This is a genomic window from Guptibacillus hwajinpoensis (assembly GCF_001039475.1).
In the GTDB taxonomy this organism is placed as follows: domain Bacteria; phylum Bacillota; class Bacilli; order Bacillales; family Guptibacillaceae; genus Guptibacillus; species Guptibacillus hwajinpoensis.
The window spans coordinates 911,714-928,667 of record NZ_LELK01000004.1 but is presented as its reverse complement, the minus strand read 5'-3'; the positions used below and the strand labels follow the sequence as shown (position 1 = coordinate 928,667).

The following is a 16,954-nucleotide window of genomic DNA, read 5'->3' as shown; positions in this document are numbered from 1 at the left end:
TTGTTATACGTGCGCTTGTTTTTTCACTTGATAACTTTCACGTACAAGTACGCGATTCACTGCATTCAAGTAAGCAATAGCTGAGGATTCAAGCACATCCTGGGCTGTTCCCCGCCCATTTGACTCCACTCCGTTATACGTGACACGTACATGAACTTCAGCAAGAGCATCTCTTCCTCCACCAACGGAATTGATCCGATAATCTTGAAGTTTAAGCGTTCCTGGCATCATCTCTTCCAGCGTATTGTAAATGGCTTCAACACTACCTGATCCAGTGCCAGCTTGCTGCAGCATCGTTCCATCAGGCGCTTCAATTGAGATGGTCGCTGTTGGAATGTTTGCAGTACCATATTGCACCTGCAAGCTATGAATCTCATATTTCTCAGCGATTTCATCTGTTTGAATATCCGTTAATAGCGCGAACAGATCATCCTCTGTTACTTGCTTCTTCTTATCAGCAAGATCTTTAAATTCTTTGAACGCTTCATTAATTTTCGTATCATCTAATGTAAAACCAAGCTCTTTCACTCGATCTCTGAAAGCATGTCGTCCAGAGTGTTTACCAAGTACAAGACTGGTAGATTGGACACCAATCAGTTGAGGGCTGATAATTTCATATGTTGTTTTTTCTTTCAACATACCATCCTGGTGAATCCCTGATTCATGAGCAAATGCATTTGCTCCTACAACCGCTTTGTTACCTGGAACAGCCATACCTGTTAGTTTACTAACAAGATTGCTTGTTCTCTTGATTTCATCAAGCTTCAATCCAGTTTCTGCTTGATAGAAATCATTGCGAATGCGGAGTGCTACAGCTACTTCTTCGATCGCAGCATTACCAGCTCGCTCTCCAATGCCATTAATTGTGCCTTCGATTTGAGTTGCCCCACATTCGATTGCAGCAAGCGAGTTCGCAACGGCCATGCCAAGGTCGTTATGGCAATGCGCTGAAAGATCCACACCTTCAATATTCGGCACGTTGTTTCTTAAATAAGTGAACAGCTCTCCATATTCCTGTGGACTTCTGTAACCTACTGTATCTGGAATATTAATGACTGATGCACCAGCATCAATTACTTCTTTAATAATTTTGGCAAGAAAGGAACGATCCGATCGACAAGCATCTTCAGCCGACCACTGAACTTTCGGGAAGAACCGCTTTGCATACTTTACAGCTTCTACTGCTGTTTCCACGACTTCGTCCGGCGTTTTCTTAAGCTTATGCGTCATGTGAATGGGAGAAGTGGCTAGAAAAACGTGAAGCCTTGGATCAGCACCACCTTTCAACGCTTCCCAGGCTGCATCAATATCGCCTACATTCGCTCTCGCAAGTCCAGTTACTGATGCGTTCCGAACCGTATCCGCGATATTTTTCACGCCCTGGAAGTCTCCACTGGAAGCAGCAGGAAAGCCTGCTTCCATAATGTCGACTCCAAGTCTTTCTAGTTGTTTCGCGATCTCCAGTTTCTCTAATGCATTCAGATTGACTCCGGCTGACTGTTCTCCGTCACGAAGCGTTGTATCGAATACATTAATCTTTCGCACTGGCAACCACTTCCTTTTTCGATTTTGGTTTCACAAACGGCATCATAGCGCGTAGCTCTTTCCCTACTTGTTCAATTGGATGCTGTTTTTCTTTCTCATTGATCGCATGGAATTCAGGACGATTTAGCTTATTTTCTAAGATCCATCCTTTAGCAAACTTACCAGTCTGGATATCTTCAAGAATATCTTTCATGCGTGCCTTTGTATCAGCATCAACAACACGTGGTCCTGATACGAAATCGCCCCATTGAGCTGTATCAGAGATTGAGTAGCGCATACCAGCGATTCCATCTTCATACATCAAGTCAACGATTAGCTTAAGTTCGTGTAAACATTCAAAGTAAGCAACTTCTGGCTGGTAGCCTGCTTCTGTCAGCGTTTCAAATCCAGCTTTCACAAGGGAAGATAGTCCACCGCAAAGGACCGCCTGTTCGCCGAATAGATCTGTTTCTGTTTCTTCTTTAAATGATGTTTCAAGAACACCAGCGCGTGCACCGCCGATTCCTTTTGCGTAAGCAAGTGCTAGTTCTTTTGCGTTACCTGAAACGTCTTGATAAACACCGAATAGTGCCGGCACACCAGCTCCGTCTTCAAATGTTCGTCTTACTAAGTGACCTGGACCTTTAGGAGCTACTAGGAACACATCAACATTTGCTGGTGGCACAACCTGATTAAAGTGAACGTTGAATCCATGTGCGAATACTAATGCGTTACCTGCACGAAGACCAGGTTCAATCTCCGCTTTGTACACTTCAGGTTGATACTCATCCGGAAGAAGAACCATGATAACATCCGCTTCATCACTTGCTTCTTTGACCGTTTTTACATCGAAGCCATCCTTTTCTGCTTGATCCCATGAACGTCCTTTTCGTAGACCAACTGTTACATCAAACCCACTTTCACTAAGATTTAGCGCGTGTGCGTGACCTTGAGAACCATAACCAATGACTGCGATTTTCTTCCCCTTTAGAGTTCCTTCGTTGATATCACCGTTATAATATACTTTTGCCATTTTGATTCATCCCTTCTCGATTAGGTTTTTTGGTTAATTTAGGCTGTTTTCGTAGATATTGTTGCCTTGAGAGTAGTGGTTGATTTCCGCTCCAGGATGCTCGCTTTCCGCGGGGCGGGCGGTGAGCCTCCTCGGCGCTTAAAGGCGCGCCTGTGGGGTCTCACCTGTCCCGCTAATCCCGCAGGAGTCGAGCACCCTTCCGCTCCAATCAACTTTGAAATGTGAATAGGTTTACACTATCTCTTCCATAATCAAATCTTAGGTAGCTAATTTAATATAGAAAATTGCTTTATATCTGTTACTGATTTTTGACTTCCTCGTGGGAAGGCTGTGATTCCAGTTCGGACCATTTCTTTGATTCCGTATGGTCTTAGGAGATCGATAATGGCTTCGATTTTCTCTGAGTCTCCGGTCACCTGTACTGTAATGCTCTCGCGACTTACATCGATAATGGATGCACGGAATGGTTCGATAATTCCTGATATTTCACTTCTGATCTGCGCGTTACTAATGACTTTGATTAAAGCGAGCTCTCGGACTACGATTGCCTGATCTGTTATGTCCGAGACCTTTAAGACATCGATTTGCTTATTCAACTGCTTGATAAGCTGCTCAATTTTCCCATCTCCGTCTACGTTTACAACGAATGTCATCTTCGAAACGCCTTCTGTTTCTGTATGACCTACCGTGATGCTTTCGATATTAAACTGCCTCTTCGTCATCAAGCCTGTAATACGATTTAGAACACCGCTTTGATTAATGACTGTTGCGGTAACGATTCGTTTCATGGTTTCACCCCAATCATCTGATGAAGCCCTTTACCAGGCGCAATCATTGGATATACATTTTCCTTTCCACTCACTCGACAATCGATCAATACGGGATCTCGGTGTGAAAAGGCTTCTTCAAAAACACCTCTAGCTTCTTCTTGTGTTGTTACTTTATAAGACTTAATCCCATATGCTTCACCTAGCTTCACAAAATCCGGTTGAACAGGAAGCAACGAATGAGAATAACGCTTTTCGTAGAACGCTTCTTGCCATTGCCTTACCATACCAAGTGTGTGGTTATTCATGATAACGACCTTAACAGGTAGGTTCAGTTCTTGAAGTGTTGATAATTCTTGCAGAGTCATTTGGAAACCACCGTCACCTGTTAGCGCAACTACCGTTTGATCTGGAAATGCTAGCTGTGCGCCAACTGCTGCTGGGAAACCGAAGCCCATCGTTCCTAATCCACCTGATGTGACCCATCGATTGGCATCTGTAAAGGCGTAATATTGAGCGGCCCACATTTGATGCTGTCCAACGTCTGTCGTTATGATTGCGTCGCCTTTCGTATACTCATGGACAAGTTCAACGACCTGCTGTGGTAGAAACTCATCTGTATTCGTTTTTTTCCAGAGAGGATAATTCTTACTGTTCTCTGTTAATTGACTTCGCCATTCCTCTGTATCTGGTGTTTCTGAATCAACATCTACTAGTTTCCTAAGAGCTTCTCTTGCATCCGATACGATCGGTATTTGCGTTGGTACGTTCTTTCCGATCTCAGCTGGATCTACATCAATGTGGGCAACGACTGCATTCTTCGCAAAATGAGCAAGGTTTCCTGTTAATCGATCGTCGAATCGTGCGCCGATGCTAATGAGCAGATCACATTCATATAAGGCCATATTCGCTGTATACGTTCCATGCATTCCTCCCATTCCTAGGAAGAGAGGATGCTGTCCTGGATAGCTTCCTAAACCGAGAAGTGTGTTGACCACTGGAATCTTATTTTTCTCAGTAAATGTTAAAAGCTCTTTACCAGCATTGGCATGGAGGATACCAGCACCGGCTAGAATAACTGGTTTCTTTGCCTGACCAACCGCATCTGCAAGCTTCTTAATCTGCAAGATATTCGGTGAAAACGTTGGTTGATAGCCAGGTAAATGAATAGTTGAGTCGTAGTCGGGTGAAATGGTTTTGTTTGCCACATCCTTAGGGATATCAACGAGAACAGGACCGGGACGTCCTGTTGACGCAATGTGAAACGCTTCTTTAATGATTCTAGGTAGATCTTGAACGTCTCTAACCTGATAGTTATGCTTTGTAATTGGTGCCGTTATCCCCATAATGTCTGCTTCCTGAAAAGCATCTGTGCCAATGACAGTACTAGCAACCTGACCTGTGAAAATAACGAGTGGCAACGAATCCATCATGGCATCTGTAATGCCTGTTACTAGATTAGTAGCTCCTGGTCCTGAAGTTGCAATGACAACACCAGGCTTACCACTAACTCTTGCATAACCTTCCGCTGCATGAATGGAACCCTGTTCATGTTTTGAGAGAATGTGCTTAATTGGTGATCGATACAATGCGTCATAGATTGGAAGAACCGCACCTCCTGGATATCCAAAGAGCACTTCTACATTTTCCTTTTTTAACGAATGAATCAACACTTCTGCCCCGGTCATTTCAGTTGTTATCGCTTCGGCTTCTGGTTTCGCCTTCGCCCGCATACTCATACCCTCCAATGCTTTATTGTCTAACAGACTAACTTTCCTACCTTATAACTATAAAAAAGCCTTCTCATCCCTACGCCGCATCTTACGGTCCATAGGGGTGAAAAGACTTCACGGTACCACCCTATTTTGCGACCTATTTGAACTAGTCGCCTCATGAACAGCTATGCTGCTCGCTTTGATAACAAGTGTCAAAGGACACTTGGTTGATCCTAGCTTACTCATTTCAGATCAACACTCGGAGGGGATGTCGATTCAGGGGGTAATACCGGCTTCCACCACTACCGGCTCTCTGGTTAATACCAAATCCTGATTCTTTTGCCTCGTCATCGATTATGAATATTTATTTGTTATCCTTATCCTGCTTGCACATCACGCTTAGACGGGTAAACACTTACGCCATCTACAGTGACAATGTTACGAAATGCTCCAAGAAGTTCATTTGTTGTTTTACCAGGTTTTCCTTCGCCGATTACTCGACCGTCTACTTTCACGACAGCAATAACCTCGGCAGCTGTACCAGTCAGAAACACTTCATCTGCAACATAGACATCATGTCGCGTAAATGTTTCTTCCCTCATGTCATAACCTTTCTTTCTTGCGATCTCCATGATGGCATTTCTCGTAATACCTTCAAGCGCCCCAACGTAGCCAGGCGGTGTTTTAATAACGTTGCCTTTTACAATAAAGATGTTATCAGCCGATCCTTCAGCAACATATCCTTGATCATTTAACATTAGAGCTTCGCTTACACCAGCAAGGTTGGCTTCGATTTTAACTAGAATGTTATTGAGGTAGTTCAATGATTTAACCTTTGGACTAAGTACATCCGACCGGTTCCTTCGACTCGCCACCGTTACGATATCAATTCCCGATTCATATAGATGCTTAGGGAACAAGGCCAGTGATTCTGCAATAACAATCACTTGAGGCTCCTTACATGTGAATGGATCAAGCCCTAGATTACCAACACCGCGTGACACTACGATACGAATGTACGCATCTTGAAGTTTGTTCTTCTTCAGCGTCTCAACAATAATGTCAGTCATTTCCTCCTTGGTCTGCTTTATTTTCAGCATGATCGAATGAGCTGAATCATAAAGCCTCTCTAGATGGTGCTCTAGTCTGAAGACGTTGCCGTCGTACATTCTAATTCCTTCGAACACCCCATCGCCATAGAGGAAGCCATGATCGTATACCGATACTTTGGCATCTTCTTTTTTTACAAATTCTTTATTAAGGTAGATCCACTGTTCACTCACCTTGTTCACTCCTTTCTGTTTATTAGATAGACGCAGTAAAGCATCAAGATGTTATTTAAGGACCATTTCTTTTAAGTTCGGCCCTTCGCTTGTTTAGTGTGAGTTGTTTGAATACTTTGTTTAATTGAGGATTATATTACGCCGGTTTGAAGTGTAGGTCAACACCCCTTTTGAAAGTTTTTTGATAATTTAGATATATCAGTCTTTTTGGAACCGCTTACATCATTGCCAAGCGTGAGATTTCATAACACAATATTTTTTATTGTAAATTTTAATAAAGCGCTTACATAAATAGAATTGAAAAAACCCCTCTATTTTTGAGGGGAATGAATACTTATACAAGAGCCAGATTAGACCTATCATGCTCCTTAATCAAACCCTTGAGCGGATATAGCTTGAGGAAAGGGTTTTGCTCGAGATACGTTTCGATATCGCTTCTATTACCACTAGCATAATATGCACCATTTTCTGATAAAGGGAGAAGTTCAATCGACATCACTTCTGAGATCTCACCTAACAATAACCAGTCAGGTACTTCAGCTCCATTCTCCTTAGATGGAGAATAAAAGACACTTTCGGAACTGTTGCGGTAGAGGCTAAGTAAATCCTCAATCATAGCGCTAGCAGTTGGATAAGCACCTGCACCAGGTCCATTTAGTGTAATACTACCTGCTAAGTTACCAGTTACTTGGAGTGCGTTGTTGACACCCGCTACATGGAAAAATGGATGAGATGATGTGACCGCGACTGGCTCTACTGAAATGACAGGTCCATCAGCACTTGGCTTGAGCGATGCGATGTGTTTTATTCGAAAGCCAATTGATTCCGCTTTTTTGATGTCTGCAGACGTCACTTCGTCAATTCCCTTTCTTATAATTCTGTCCCATTCGGGCTGCTCGCCATAGACAAGGTCTGAGAGAATGAGAATTTTATAGAAAGCATCCCATCCCTTAATGTCATTCGTCGGATCAGCTTCCGCATAGCCTTTCTCTTTAGCTTCATTAAGCGCTTGTTCAAATGAGAGCTCTTTTTGCTGTAGTTCACTAAGAATGAAATTCGATGTTCCGTTTAAGATTCCGCTGATTTCTTGAATTTGATTGCTCTTTAATCCTTCTCTCAATGTGCTTAAGATTGGGATAGACGCTGCCACTGCCGCTTCGTACCTTAATCCAACCTTGTATTTGGTCGCAAGGCTCCTTAGCTCTTTGCCTTTATGTGCTAATAACTCTTTATTAGCACTAACAATATGACAGCCTTTTTCGATAAATTTAGCTAAATACGTTCGAGCAGGTTCAACACCAATAATCGCTTCAAAAACGACATCAAGCTGAGGTAGACTCAGTAGATCTTCGACATTAGTCGTTAGTAGTACATTATTGTCTACTTCTCTATTGATGTCTCCATCTTTAATTAATATGGCATCTATTGAAATTGTCTTACCAAGCAAACTCTCTAACTGCTCTCGCTGTTCTTCAATGCTTTCGTATATCCCTTTACCGACTGTCCCGAAACCAATCAGTGCTACATGAAGTGTTTCCACTGACATCACCCCCATTATTGTATTGACCGCTCTTTCAATACTCTACGTAAAATTTTCCCGCTGATTTTTGTTTTCGGAAGCTCATCTAGTACTTCTATTTCTCTAGGAGCAGCATGTGCAGCGAGATTCTTTCTTACGTGAAGTCGAATATCTTGGATAAGTTCATCCGTTTGTTCATAGCCTGTACGTAAGGTGATGTATGCTTTAACGATTTCTCCCCTTACTTTATCCGGTTTCCCCACAACACCTGCTTCTGCTACTGCTGGGTGGGTAATCAGCCCACTTTCGACTTCAAACGGTCCAATTCGCTCCCCAGAAGAATTAATCATATCGTCGTCACGTCCCTGAAAGAAAACATATCCTTCCTCATCTTGATAAGCAAGGTCTCCTGAGACATACCATCCTTTGTATGGAAAGTAACTTTCGAATTTCTCCAAGTTATTCCACACGGTTTTCATCAAGCCTGGCCACGGAGCTTCAATTGCAAGCTGACCCGTTTGCCCTGCCGGCAACTTATTTCCATCTTCATCAAGGATCCCTACCTTTACACCTGGAAAGGGACGCCCCATTGATCCTGGCTTAATAACTTCACCCGGAAAATTAACAATGAGATGCCCTCCCGTTTCTGTCATCCACCATGTGTCGTGAATTCGCTGCCCCCACACTCGGAATGCCCAATCAATTACTTCTGGATTCAGTGGTTCGCCTACACTCAAAATGTGGCGAAGCGAATTCAGATTATAGTTTTGTACGATATCTTCATTTGCCATTAACATCCGAAATGCAGTAGGTGCACTATACCAAATTGTGACATTCAATTGATCAATTAGGCTATACCATTGATCTGCATCAAATCGTCCACCTGAAATAACAATAGTTGCTCGATTCAACCATGGTGCAAAAAGTCCGTACACACTTCCCGTCACCCATCCTGGATGAGAAGTACACCAGTATACATCTGTTTCCTTTATGTCAAGAACCCAATGTCCAGTCTGATAATGATGAATAATAGAACGATGAGCGTGTAGTACTCCTTTAGGTTTGCCTGTCGATCCGCTCGTATAATGAAGAATTAAACCATCTTCTGGATCAACCCATTCAATCGGAGATTTACTCCCAACAATGGTGTTCTCTATTTCCGTTGCTGTAAGAATAAGATTTAATGAAGGAATGTCTTTCACAGGAACACGTTTCCAAAGCTCCTCATCTGTAAGGAGAACGGTTCCCTCACAGTCATTGATACGATCCTTCACGGCTTCTTCCATAAAAGCTTCAAAGAGTGGTGCGGCAATAGCACCGACTTTAATAACAGCAAGAATGGCAATGTAGCATTCAGGATTTTTCGGTAGAAAGATAAAAACTCTTTCTCCTCGTTCAACTCCGTGCTTCTTTAATACAGCAGCATAGTGATCTGTTTTTTCTTTTATTTCACTAAACGTAAGCGATTGTTTTGTGTCTCCATTAACATAATGTAAAGCTGTTTTATTTCCGTACCCATTTGCGACATGCCGATCAATGCATTCGTAAGCGGCATTCATTTTTCCAGTAGAATGATTAATCAATCGATTCTCTTGATTTTGCCATTCAAATGTAGAGTAGATTTCCTTATAGCTCCCTAGATTTGTTTCTAAAGCTTGTGAAGGAAGTTGGTTTGTCGTCGTGGTCATATGCTGATCCCTCCTGGCTAGTTTACAGGTGTCGTTAATTCCAACCTGTTTAGAATATGTTCTTTATACGCGGCTAGCTTTGCGCTTCCACGGGAGCGAGGTCGTGGTTCATCAATTAGTAGCTCTTCATCTATTGTTCCAGGCTGTCCTTTCAAGATGATAAGTCGGTCACATAAATAGAGCGCCTCTTCAACATCGTGTGTTACAAGTAGAATCGTAGTTTGGTAAGCTTCCCAAATCTCTAATAATAAGTCTTGTAGCTTCATCTTCGTAAAAGCATCAAGGGCACTAAACGGCTCATCAAGCAACAAGTATTCAGGTGAGGTGACAAGAGCACGTGCAATCGCAACGCGCTGCGCCATCCCCCCTGAAAGTTGTTTAGGATAGTCACTTTCGTTTCCCTTAAGCCCTACAAGATCCAAGTATCTTGCTGCGTTCTTTTGCTTCTCATCTTTTCTTCCACTTAAGCCAAACGAGACATTCTCTATTACCGATAACCACGGCATAAGTCTTGGCTGTTGAAAAATAAAGCCGAGTCGTTCATCAACATGTCTGCAAACCTGACCATCTAGAAGAACATCACCACTGTAAGACGTATCTAACCCTGATACCGCTCGTAACAGCGTACTTTTTCCACAGCCGCTCGTTCCTAGAATGCCGATGATTTCTCCGCGCTCAGTACTAAATGAGATGTTTTCAATCGCTTTTCTATTCTCAAATTCCTTACTAACGTTCCGAACTTTTAGACTCATCATGGACCCTCCTCACCGTTGTTCCATCCGATCTTGCCAATGGAGTGATCTATTTTCTATCTTTTTCAATAATGCATCAGTCGCTTTGCCGAGCACCGCAAACAGAACAATGCTTGCAATAATAAGTTCAGGAGAGTACGTGTTCTGTCCAAGAACAAGCAAGTAGCCAAGTCCCTGACTTGCTCCCATTAATTCTGCCGCTACAACAAACATCCAACCAAGTCCCAGTCCGCTTCTCAGGCCTACTAGAAAAGAAGGAAGTGATGCAGGAAGAATAATTCTTTTAACAAGTTGAAAACTGCTTAGTCCGTACATTTTTCCTACCTCAATTAATTGACGATCAACGCTCAAGATTCCGCTCACAACATTTAGATAGACTGGGAAGAAAACACCAACGGCAATTAACGTCACTTTCGATGCTTCAGCAATGCCCATCCAAAGAATAAAGAGGGGAACCCACGCTAGAGATGGTATGGAGCGGAACGCCTGAATAATAGGATCAAAAAGCTGTTCCGCTTTTCGATAAAAGCCTACAAATGAACCTAGTATTAAGGCAGCAAAAGCGCCTAAAAGAAATCCAATAAATATACGATAAAGTGTAATTCCGATATGCCCCCAAAGCGAGCCATCAGCACCCAGCTCGATTATCGTGTTTACAATAACTGTTGGTGCTGGTAGCAAATAGGTGGGGAGGATGGCTAATCGACTTAGTGCTTCCCAGATCAAAAGCAATAGAATAGGAAGGATACTCCCGATAATGGCAGGGTGTACTGTTAGTTTCTTTTTATTAGGCGCCTTCTCTAGACTTCTAAGCGGTAAGGCTTCCGAATGCCCTTGTCTCGCCATATCAACCGCTCCTTTCTATTTCGTAATAACTTCTTCTGCGAAGGTTGGATCAATTAACTCATTCGTTAATTCTTCAACATCTGCTTCAGCGTCAATAATCTCACTTTCTTGCAGAACGTTACCTGCTGCTATAATCGCTTCTTTCTGCTCTTCTCCTGGAATCGGATTTGAGAAATCATTACGTTCTAACTGTTTCTTGGCTACATCTAACTGAATGTCCGCTTCTTCAGCTAGTAGCTCAGCTGCTTCTTCTGGATGATCAAGGATCCACTGTCTAGCTTTCTCGTAGACGTTAATCACGCGTTTCACATGTTCAGGATATTTTTCAGCAAACTCTGTGCGCGTATTCAAAAACCCGTACGTGTTCAAATCTGCATTTCGATAGAAAAGTTCAGCATCTGTCTCAAGTTCTACCCTTGCCATATGAGGATCAAGACCAGCCCATGCATCAACTTGACCGGTGCTTAGTGCCGAAGCCCCATCTCCGTGCTGAAGGTTTACCAGCTCAATGTCATCCTGAGATAATCCAGCTTCATTTAAAGAACGAAGTAAGAAAATGTATGGATCTGTTCCTAGCGTCGCAGCTACTTTTTTTCCTTTTAAATCTTCTACACTACTAATCTCGGAATCTTTATTAGTGACGAGCGCTGTCCACTCAGGCTTTGAATAAATATAAACGTTCTTAACCGGCGCTCCTTTTGCTTTTGCCATTAAAGCAGCTGCGCCTGCAGTCGAACCAAAGTCAACGCTGTTACTCGTTAGAAATTCCAATGCCTTATTACTTCCTTGACTGAGCACATATTCGATTTGAATGTTGTCGTCCTTAAATTCTTCTTCAAGGAACCCAAATTTCTTTACAACTAGACTAGTTGGTGAGTAATAAGCATAGTCAACTCGAATTTCCTCTGGTGCACTTGAATTAGCTTCTGACGAAGAGCAACCTGCACTAATTAGAACGACAACCGCTAGCAAGAGTACACTTAACCTTCTAACATCAATCCATTGAATTTTTCTCATAATGGTTTCTCCCTCTCCTTATTTAGATCTCACACGCATACGTTGATATCGTTCCTCTGAGCCTCTGGGCTTCTTTATAAGTGCAGCGGTTATGAACAACCTGTAATCCAGCATCCGCTGCTATTTGTGCTGCTTTCTCTGAAACGACACCTTCCTGAAGCCAGAACAAGCGCGGTTTAACTTCTGCTGCTTCTTTCGCTACTTCAATGGCTGCTTCAGGGCTTCTAAATACTTGAACAACATCAATTTGATTTGGAATACTTCGTAGATCTGGGTATGCTTTTTCTCCGAGAATCGTATGAGCCTTTGGATTGACCGGAATGATTTTGTAACCGAGTCTCTGCATTTTCCTTGCTAGACGATGACTTGGACGGGCTTCATTGCCACTGAGACCTACAACGGCAAGTGTTTTTTGTCTTTGACTTTCTTTCCCATCGATACTTTCTTTCACGTAAGGACTTTGCAACGCCCACCTAATCTCGCCTTCATCATTTATGACAATTCGACTGTCGTTCTCCAATCCTGTTGCTTTTCGAAGCGCCTGATCCAGATCAAAGATCAAATCATCCGAACCTTCCACTCCAACAGATAGACGAATAAGTTCCTCTTTGACGCCGGCTCGTTCCAACTGCTCCTTCTTAAGCTGTTGATGAGTTGTACTTGCGGGATGAATAATTAAGCTTTTCGCATCTCCTACGTTCGCAAGGTGAGACCAGAGCGATACATTATCTATGAGCTCTCTACCTGCGGATTTTCCACCTTTAATTCCAAAGTTCACAACTGCACCAAATCCATTTGAAAGAATCTCCAGGGCATCTTGGTGAGATGGGTGAGAAGGCAATCCAGGGTAGCTTACCCACTCGACAGCAGGATGGTTCTGCAAGTATTCTGCTAGTTTCAATGCATTTTGATTGTGTTTTTCTGCTCGAAGGTGAAGTGTTTCAAGTCCCTGTAGAAGTAGAAAAGCATTAAACGGACTAAGACATGATCCGAAATCACGTAGCAATTGAACACGAAGCTTTGTGCTGAAAGCTAGCGTTGCAAAGTCGATCGCATAGCGAATGCCGTTGTAACTTTCATCCGGTTCAATGAATGCTGGATATTTGGATGAGTTCCAATTAAAGCGCCCACCGTCAATCACGACGCCACCAATTGATGTGCCGTGTCCTCCAATCCACTTTGTAGCAGAGTGAACAACAATATCAGCTCCTAGCGTTAGTGGCTTACATGCATATGGCGTTGCAAATGTATTGTCAACGATTAGCGGCACTCCTGCTTCATGGGCAATATCTGAAACTTTTTCCACATGAAGAACGGATAAGCTTGGATTACCAATAATCTCTGCAAATACAGCTTTTGTTTTGTCTGTAATAGCATCTCTGAAATTTTCAGGATCTGTAGGATCAACAAACGTAACGTTTATTCCATATCTCGGAAGCGTAACGGCAAATAAGTTATAAGTACCGCCGTATAAATTCGAAGCTGCCACGATTTCGTCGCCTGCGCTTGCTATGTTCATAATTGAAAGGGCAATGGCTGCTTGCCCTGATGACGTCGCGACAGCTGCAACACCTTCTTCGAGAAGAGCCATCCGCTTTTCAAAAACATCTACAGTTGGATTTCCTATTCTTGAATAAATGTTTCCAGGTTCATCGAGTGAAAATAGCCTTTCTGCATGCTCACTATCGTGAAATACATAAGAACTCGTTTGATAGATCGGTACTGCTCTAGAGCCTGTTGTTGGATCTGGTGACTGTCCACCATGTAGGGAAAGCGTGTCGAATTGATATGATTGTGTCATCGGTATTCCTCCAATTTTTAGTCAAAAATAATTCAAAAATGCCCTCTTCAATAAGAAGAGGGCATCAGCCTCCCCTTATCTCTCAGAATAGTAGCTATTCTGCTGGAGTTAGCACCTTATTAAGCATTGCTTAATGGTTGCCGGGCTTCATCGGGCCAGTCCCTCTGCCTCTCTGGATAAGAGTGAATTATTTAGTTTGTTTTTCGTTCCTACTTACGCGTTCGCTTCAATTTTGGCCTTTGCAATTGCCTGATCAAGATCTTCAATAAGATCATCGATGTGTTCAATTCCAACAGAAAGTCGAATTAAATCATCTCGTACGCCTGAAGCTTTTAATTCATCTGCGCTTAGCTGCTGATGCGTCGTGCTTGCTGGGTGGATAATTAAACTTTTGGCATCTCCAACATTCGCTACATGCGACCAGAGATCAACTGCATTAATAATTTTGGCTCCTGTTTCTCGACCGCCTTTAATACCGAAAACAACGACAGCGCCAGCTCCCTTAGGAAGATATTTCCTCACAAGATGATTGGACGCGTGATCTTCTTCTTCAGGATAGCTCACCCATTCAACTGCATCATGATTCTTAAGATGTGAAACAATTTTGCGAGTGTTAGCCACATGTTCCTTCATACGAACGTGAAGTGTTTCAACACCAAGTGCAATTTGAAATGCATTAAAAGGACTCAATGAAGCGCCTGTATCCCTCAACAGTTGTACGCGGGCCTTAACAATGTATGCTGCTTCGGGAAGTGCTTCGGCAAATACAATACCATGATAGGAATGATCAGGCTCTATGAACCCTGGAAACTTGGAAGAGTTCCAGTCAAATTTACCGCCGTCTACAATTAGTCCGCCCATTGTAGAACCATTTCCACCAAGCCATTTCGTTGCGGAGTGAACGACAATGTCTGCTCCATGTTCAATTGGTCTACACAAGTAAGGAGTAGCAAATGTATTGTCTATAATTAACGGAATTCCTGCTTCATGAGCAATTTCTGCTACCTTCTCAATATCTAGTACGTGAAGCCCCGGATTTCCAATTGTCTCTGCGAAAATCGCTTTTGTATTCGGTGTAATCGCACTTCTAAACGATTCCGGATTTTCCGGATCTACAAAGTTGGTTTTTATACCGTATTTAGGAAGCGTCGATGCAAAAAGGTTATATGTTCCACCATAAAGTGTTGAGGCAGATACAATTTCATCACCACTATTCGCGATGTTAAGAATCGAAGCCGTAATGGCAGCCATGCCACTCGCAAATCCAAGCGCTCCAATTCCACCTTCAAGCTGAGCAATTCGTTCTTCAAGTGTACCGACAGTTGGGTTACCAATACGAGAATAAATGAACCCTTCTTCTTTTAACGCAAACAAGTCTGCGGCATGATCCGTATTATTAAATCGGTAAGCATTAGATTGATAAATCGGCAATGCTCTTGCTCCTGTTGCAGGATCTGCCTGTAGTCCTCCATGAATACCAATCGTTTCTAAATTGTAACGTTTCTCTGCCATTCTCCATTCACTCCTTTAAATTTTTAATGTTTCCTTCAGCTGTTCTTTAATCAATGGACCCCATTTATCAAATTCGACGAGAAATCCATCATGACCAAATTTGGTATCAACAATATAGAATTTCGCTAAGCTTTCGAGTGTGAACATGCTATCTAAGTCACGTGGAGGATAAATTAAATCTCCTTTGAAGCTTATGGCAAGTACATTGGATTGAATTTGTTTAGCTGCACTAGCTATGTCACCTCGGCCCCTACCAATGTCGTGCATATCCATAGCTTTAAGTAAGTATAAGTAACTATTTGCATCGAAGCGGTGAGTAAGCTTATTTCCTTGATAATGAAGGTAGGATTCCACATCATACGAGGCTTCCGTATGACTCTCATCTGAACGTCTATTCCCATTTCGACCAAATTTCTTTTGAAACATGTCATCGGTGCGATAAGAAATCATGCCAACCATTCTTGCTGTCGCAAGTCCTGCAGTAGGTGGATGATCGGGGTTGTAATACCCATCTTTCCATGCTGGATCTTTCGTAATTGCAAACCTAGAAATAGAATTATAAGCAATACCATATGCGCTTAGAGACGGCGTCACAGCTAACGGAACGAGATGGTCCATCCAATCTGGATAAAGAATACCCCATTCCAATACTTGCATTCCTCCAAGTGAACCACCGATGACCGCATGGAGATGATGAATGCCTAACTCCTGTAATGCTTTGTTCTGAGAATGAACGATATCTCGTACGGTGACGAATGGAAAATCCGACTGATACGCATGACCTGTTTCAGGGTTAATGGACAGTGGACCGGTTGATCCATTACATCCGCCAAGAACGTTAAACGTAATAACTTGAAACTCAGAAGTATCAACGTACTTACCGTGACCAATTAATCCTTTCCACCACCCTGGTTCCGATTCCCCTACTGTATACTGATTCCCTGTTAAGGCATGACACACTAGGATGACTGGTGCTTCAGTTGGCCCAACTCGCTCATAAGCAAGTTCTACACTTGGAAGCTCCTCACCAGACTCGAGCACAAAAGGCCCAATAGATACGTTACGGTCCTCGTATCTCTTCTCTCTCTCCAAACCCTTATCACTCCTTTCAAACAATTAACATGCTTCGCAAAACTCAATTAATCATGGTATAAGTCTGTTTTCTATTAGGTTGTTGCTTTGAAAAGAATTTTTTTGTGAATACCACACTTAGCTAATTGGAGCGGAAAGATGCTCGCCCCGCGGAAAGCGAGCATCCTGGAGCGGAAATTCACCCACTCTTATAGCAACAATGTCATAGAAAAGATCCAAAAATAAAAAGCCTCTCTGAAAGACAGAGAGGCTTGATTTAATCATCAGCTCCGCTTATCTTCCAGGATTTCTCCTGCAGGAATTGGCACCTTTTCAAACCACGAATGGTTTGACGGTTGCCGGGCTTCATAGGGCCAGTCCCTCCGCCTCTCTAGATAAGAAAGAATATTTCGTTTTCATTTAATT

The 16,954-nt window shown here is 42.7% G+C and carries 13 protein-coding genes and 2 riboswitches; all 13 genes read right to left on the bottom strand.

From position 1 onward, the window contains the following. Positions 1–3: 3 nt before the first annotated feature. Complete coding sequence (locus tag AB986_RS14740; RefSeq protein ID WP_048311939.1) at positions 4–1,545, bottom strand: 2-isopropylmalate synthase; 1,542 nt, start codon at positions 1,543–1,545, stop codon at positions 4–6. After that, on the bottom strand, positions 1,532–2,557 hold the full coding sequence (gene ilvC, locus AB986_RS14735; RefSeq protein ID WP_048311937.1) for a ketol-acid reductoisomerase: 1,026 nt from the start codon (positions 2,555–2,557) through the stop codon (positions 1,532–1,534). Before ilvC ends, AB986_RS14740 begins: the two co-directional genes overlap by 14 nt. Positions 2,558–2,823: 266 nt before the next feature. Beyond that, positions 2,824–3,345 (bottom strand): acetolactate synthase small subunit, encoded by a 522-nt coding sequence (gene ilvN, locus AB986_RS14730; RefSeq protein WP_048311936.1) that lies wholly within the window; start codon positions 3,343–3,345, stop codon positions 2,824–2,826. Then, positions 3,342–5,063, bottom strand: a complete 1,722-nt coding sequence (ilvB, locus tag AB986_RS14725) for an acetolactate synthase large subunit (protein ID WP_048311934.1) — start codon at positions 5,061–5,063, stop codon at positions 3,342–3,344. The genes ilvN and ilvB overlap by 4 nt, the downstream gene beginning before the upstream one ends. A 353-nt stretch (positions 5,064–5,416) precedes the next feature. After that, positions 5,417–6,322, bottom strand: a complete 906-nt coding sequence (gene ilvE, locus AB986_RS14720) for a branched-chain-amino-acid transaminase (protein ID WP_048311933.1) — start codon at positions 6,320–6,322, stop codon at positions 5,417–5,419. 334 nt (positions 6,323–6,656) lie between these two features. Next, positions 6,657–7,862, bottom strand: coding sequence for a homoserine dehydrogenase (locus AB986_RS14715; protein ID WP_236690391.1), 1,206 nt, complete (start codon positions 7,860–7,862; stop codon positions 6,657–6,659). A 14-nt stretch (positions 7,863–7,876) separates the two neighbouring features. Further along, the gene (gene acsA / locus AB986_RS14710) at positions 7,877–9,529 is read right to left on the bottom strand and encodes an acetate--CoA ligase (RefSeq protein WP_048311932.1); all 1,653 of its coding nucleotides are present in this window, start codon (positions 9,527–9,529) and stop codon (positions 7,877–7,879) included. A 17-nt stretch (positions 9,530–9,546) separates the two neighbouring features. Next, positions 9,547–10,284: an ABC transporter ATP-binding protein gene (locus AB986_RS14705; protein WP_407921923.1), complete on the bottom strand. Its 738-nt coding sequence runs from the start codon at positions 10,282–10,284 to the stop codon at positions 9,547–9,549. Between the two features lie 9 nt (positions 10,285–10,293). Then, positions 10,294–11,127 (bottom strand): ABC transporter permease, encoded by an 834-nt coding sequence (locus AB986_RS14700; RefSeq protein WP_048311929.1) that lies wholly within the window; start codon positions 11,125–11,127, stop codon positions 10,294–10,296. A 15-nt stretch (positions 11,128–11,142) separates the two neighbouring features. After that, the gene (locus AB986_RS14695) at positions 11,143–12,144 is read right to left on the bottom strand and encodes an aliphatic sulfonate ABC transporter substrate-binding protein (protein ID WP_048311928.1); all 1,002 of its coding nucleotides are present in this window, start codon (positions 12,142–12,144) and stop codon (positions 11,143–11,145) included. Positions 12,145–12,166: 22 nt separating this feature from the next. Further along, positions 12,167–13,945 (bottom strand): PLP-dependent aspartate aminotransferase family protein, encoded by a 1,779-nt coding sequence (locus AB986_RS14690; protein WP_048311926.1) that lies wholly within the window; start codon positions 13,943–13,945, stop codon positions 12,167–12,169. A gap of 72 nt (positions 13,946–14,017) precedes the next feature. Next, positions 14,018–14,128, bottom strand: a riboswitch (SAM riboswitch). A 30-nt stretch (positions 14,129–14,158) separates the two neighbouring features. Next, the gene (locus tag AB986_RS14685) at positions 14,159–15,457 is read right to left on the bottom strand and encodes an O-acetylhomoserine aminocarboxypropyltransferase/cysteine synthase family protein (protein ID WP_048311924.1); all 1,299 of its coding nucleotides are present in this window, start codon (positions 15,455–15,457) and stop codon (positions 14,159–14,161) included. Between the two features lie 15 nt (positions 15,458–15,472). After that, complete coding sequence (gene metX, locus AB986_RS14680) at positions 15,473–16,549, bottom strand: homoserine O-acetyltransferase MetX (protein WP_048311923.1); 1,077 nt, start codon at positions 16,547–16,549, stop codon at positions 15,473–15,475. Between the two features lie 270 nt (positions 16,550–16,819). Next, a riboswitch (SAM riboswitch) is annotated at positions 16,820–16,930 on the bottom strand. Between the last annotated feature and the right edge of the window lie 24 nt (positions 16,931–16,954).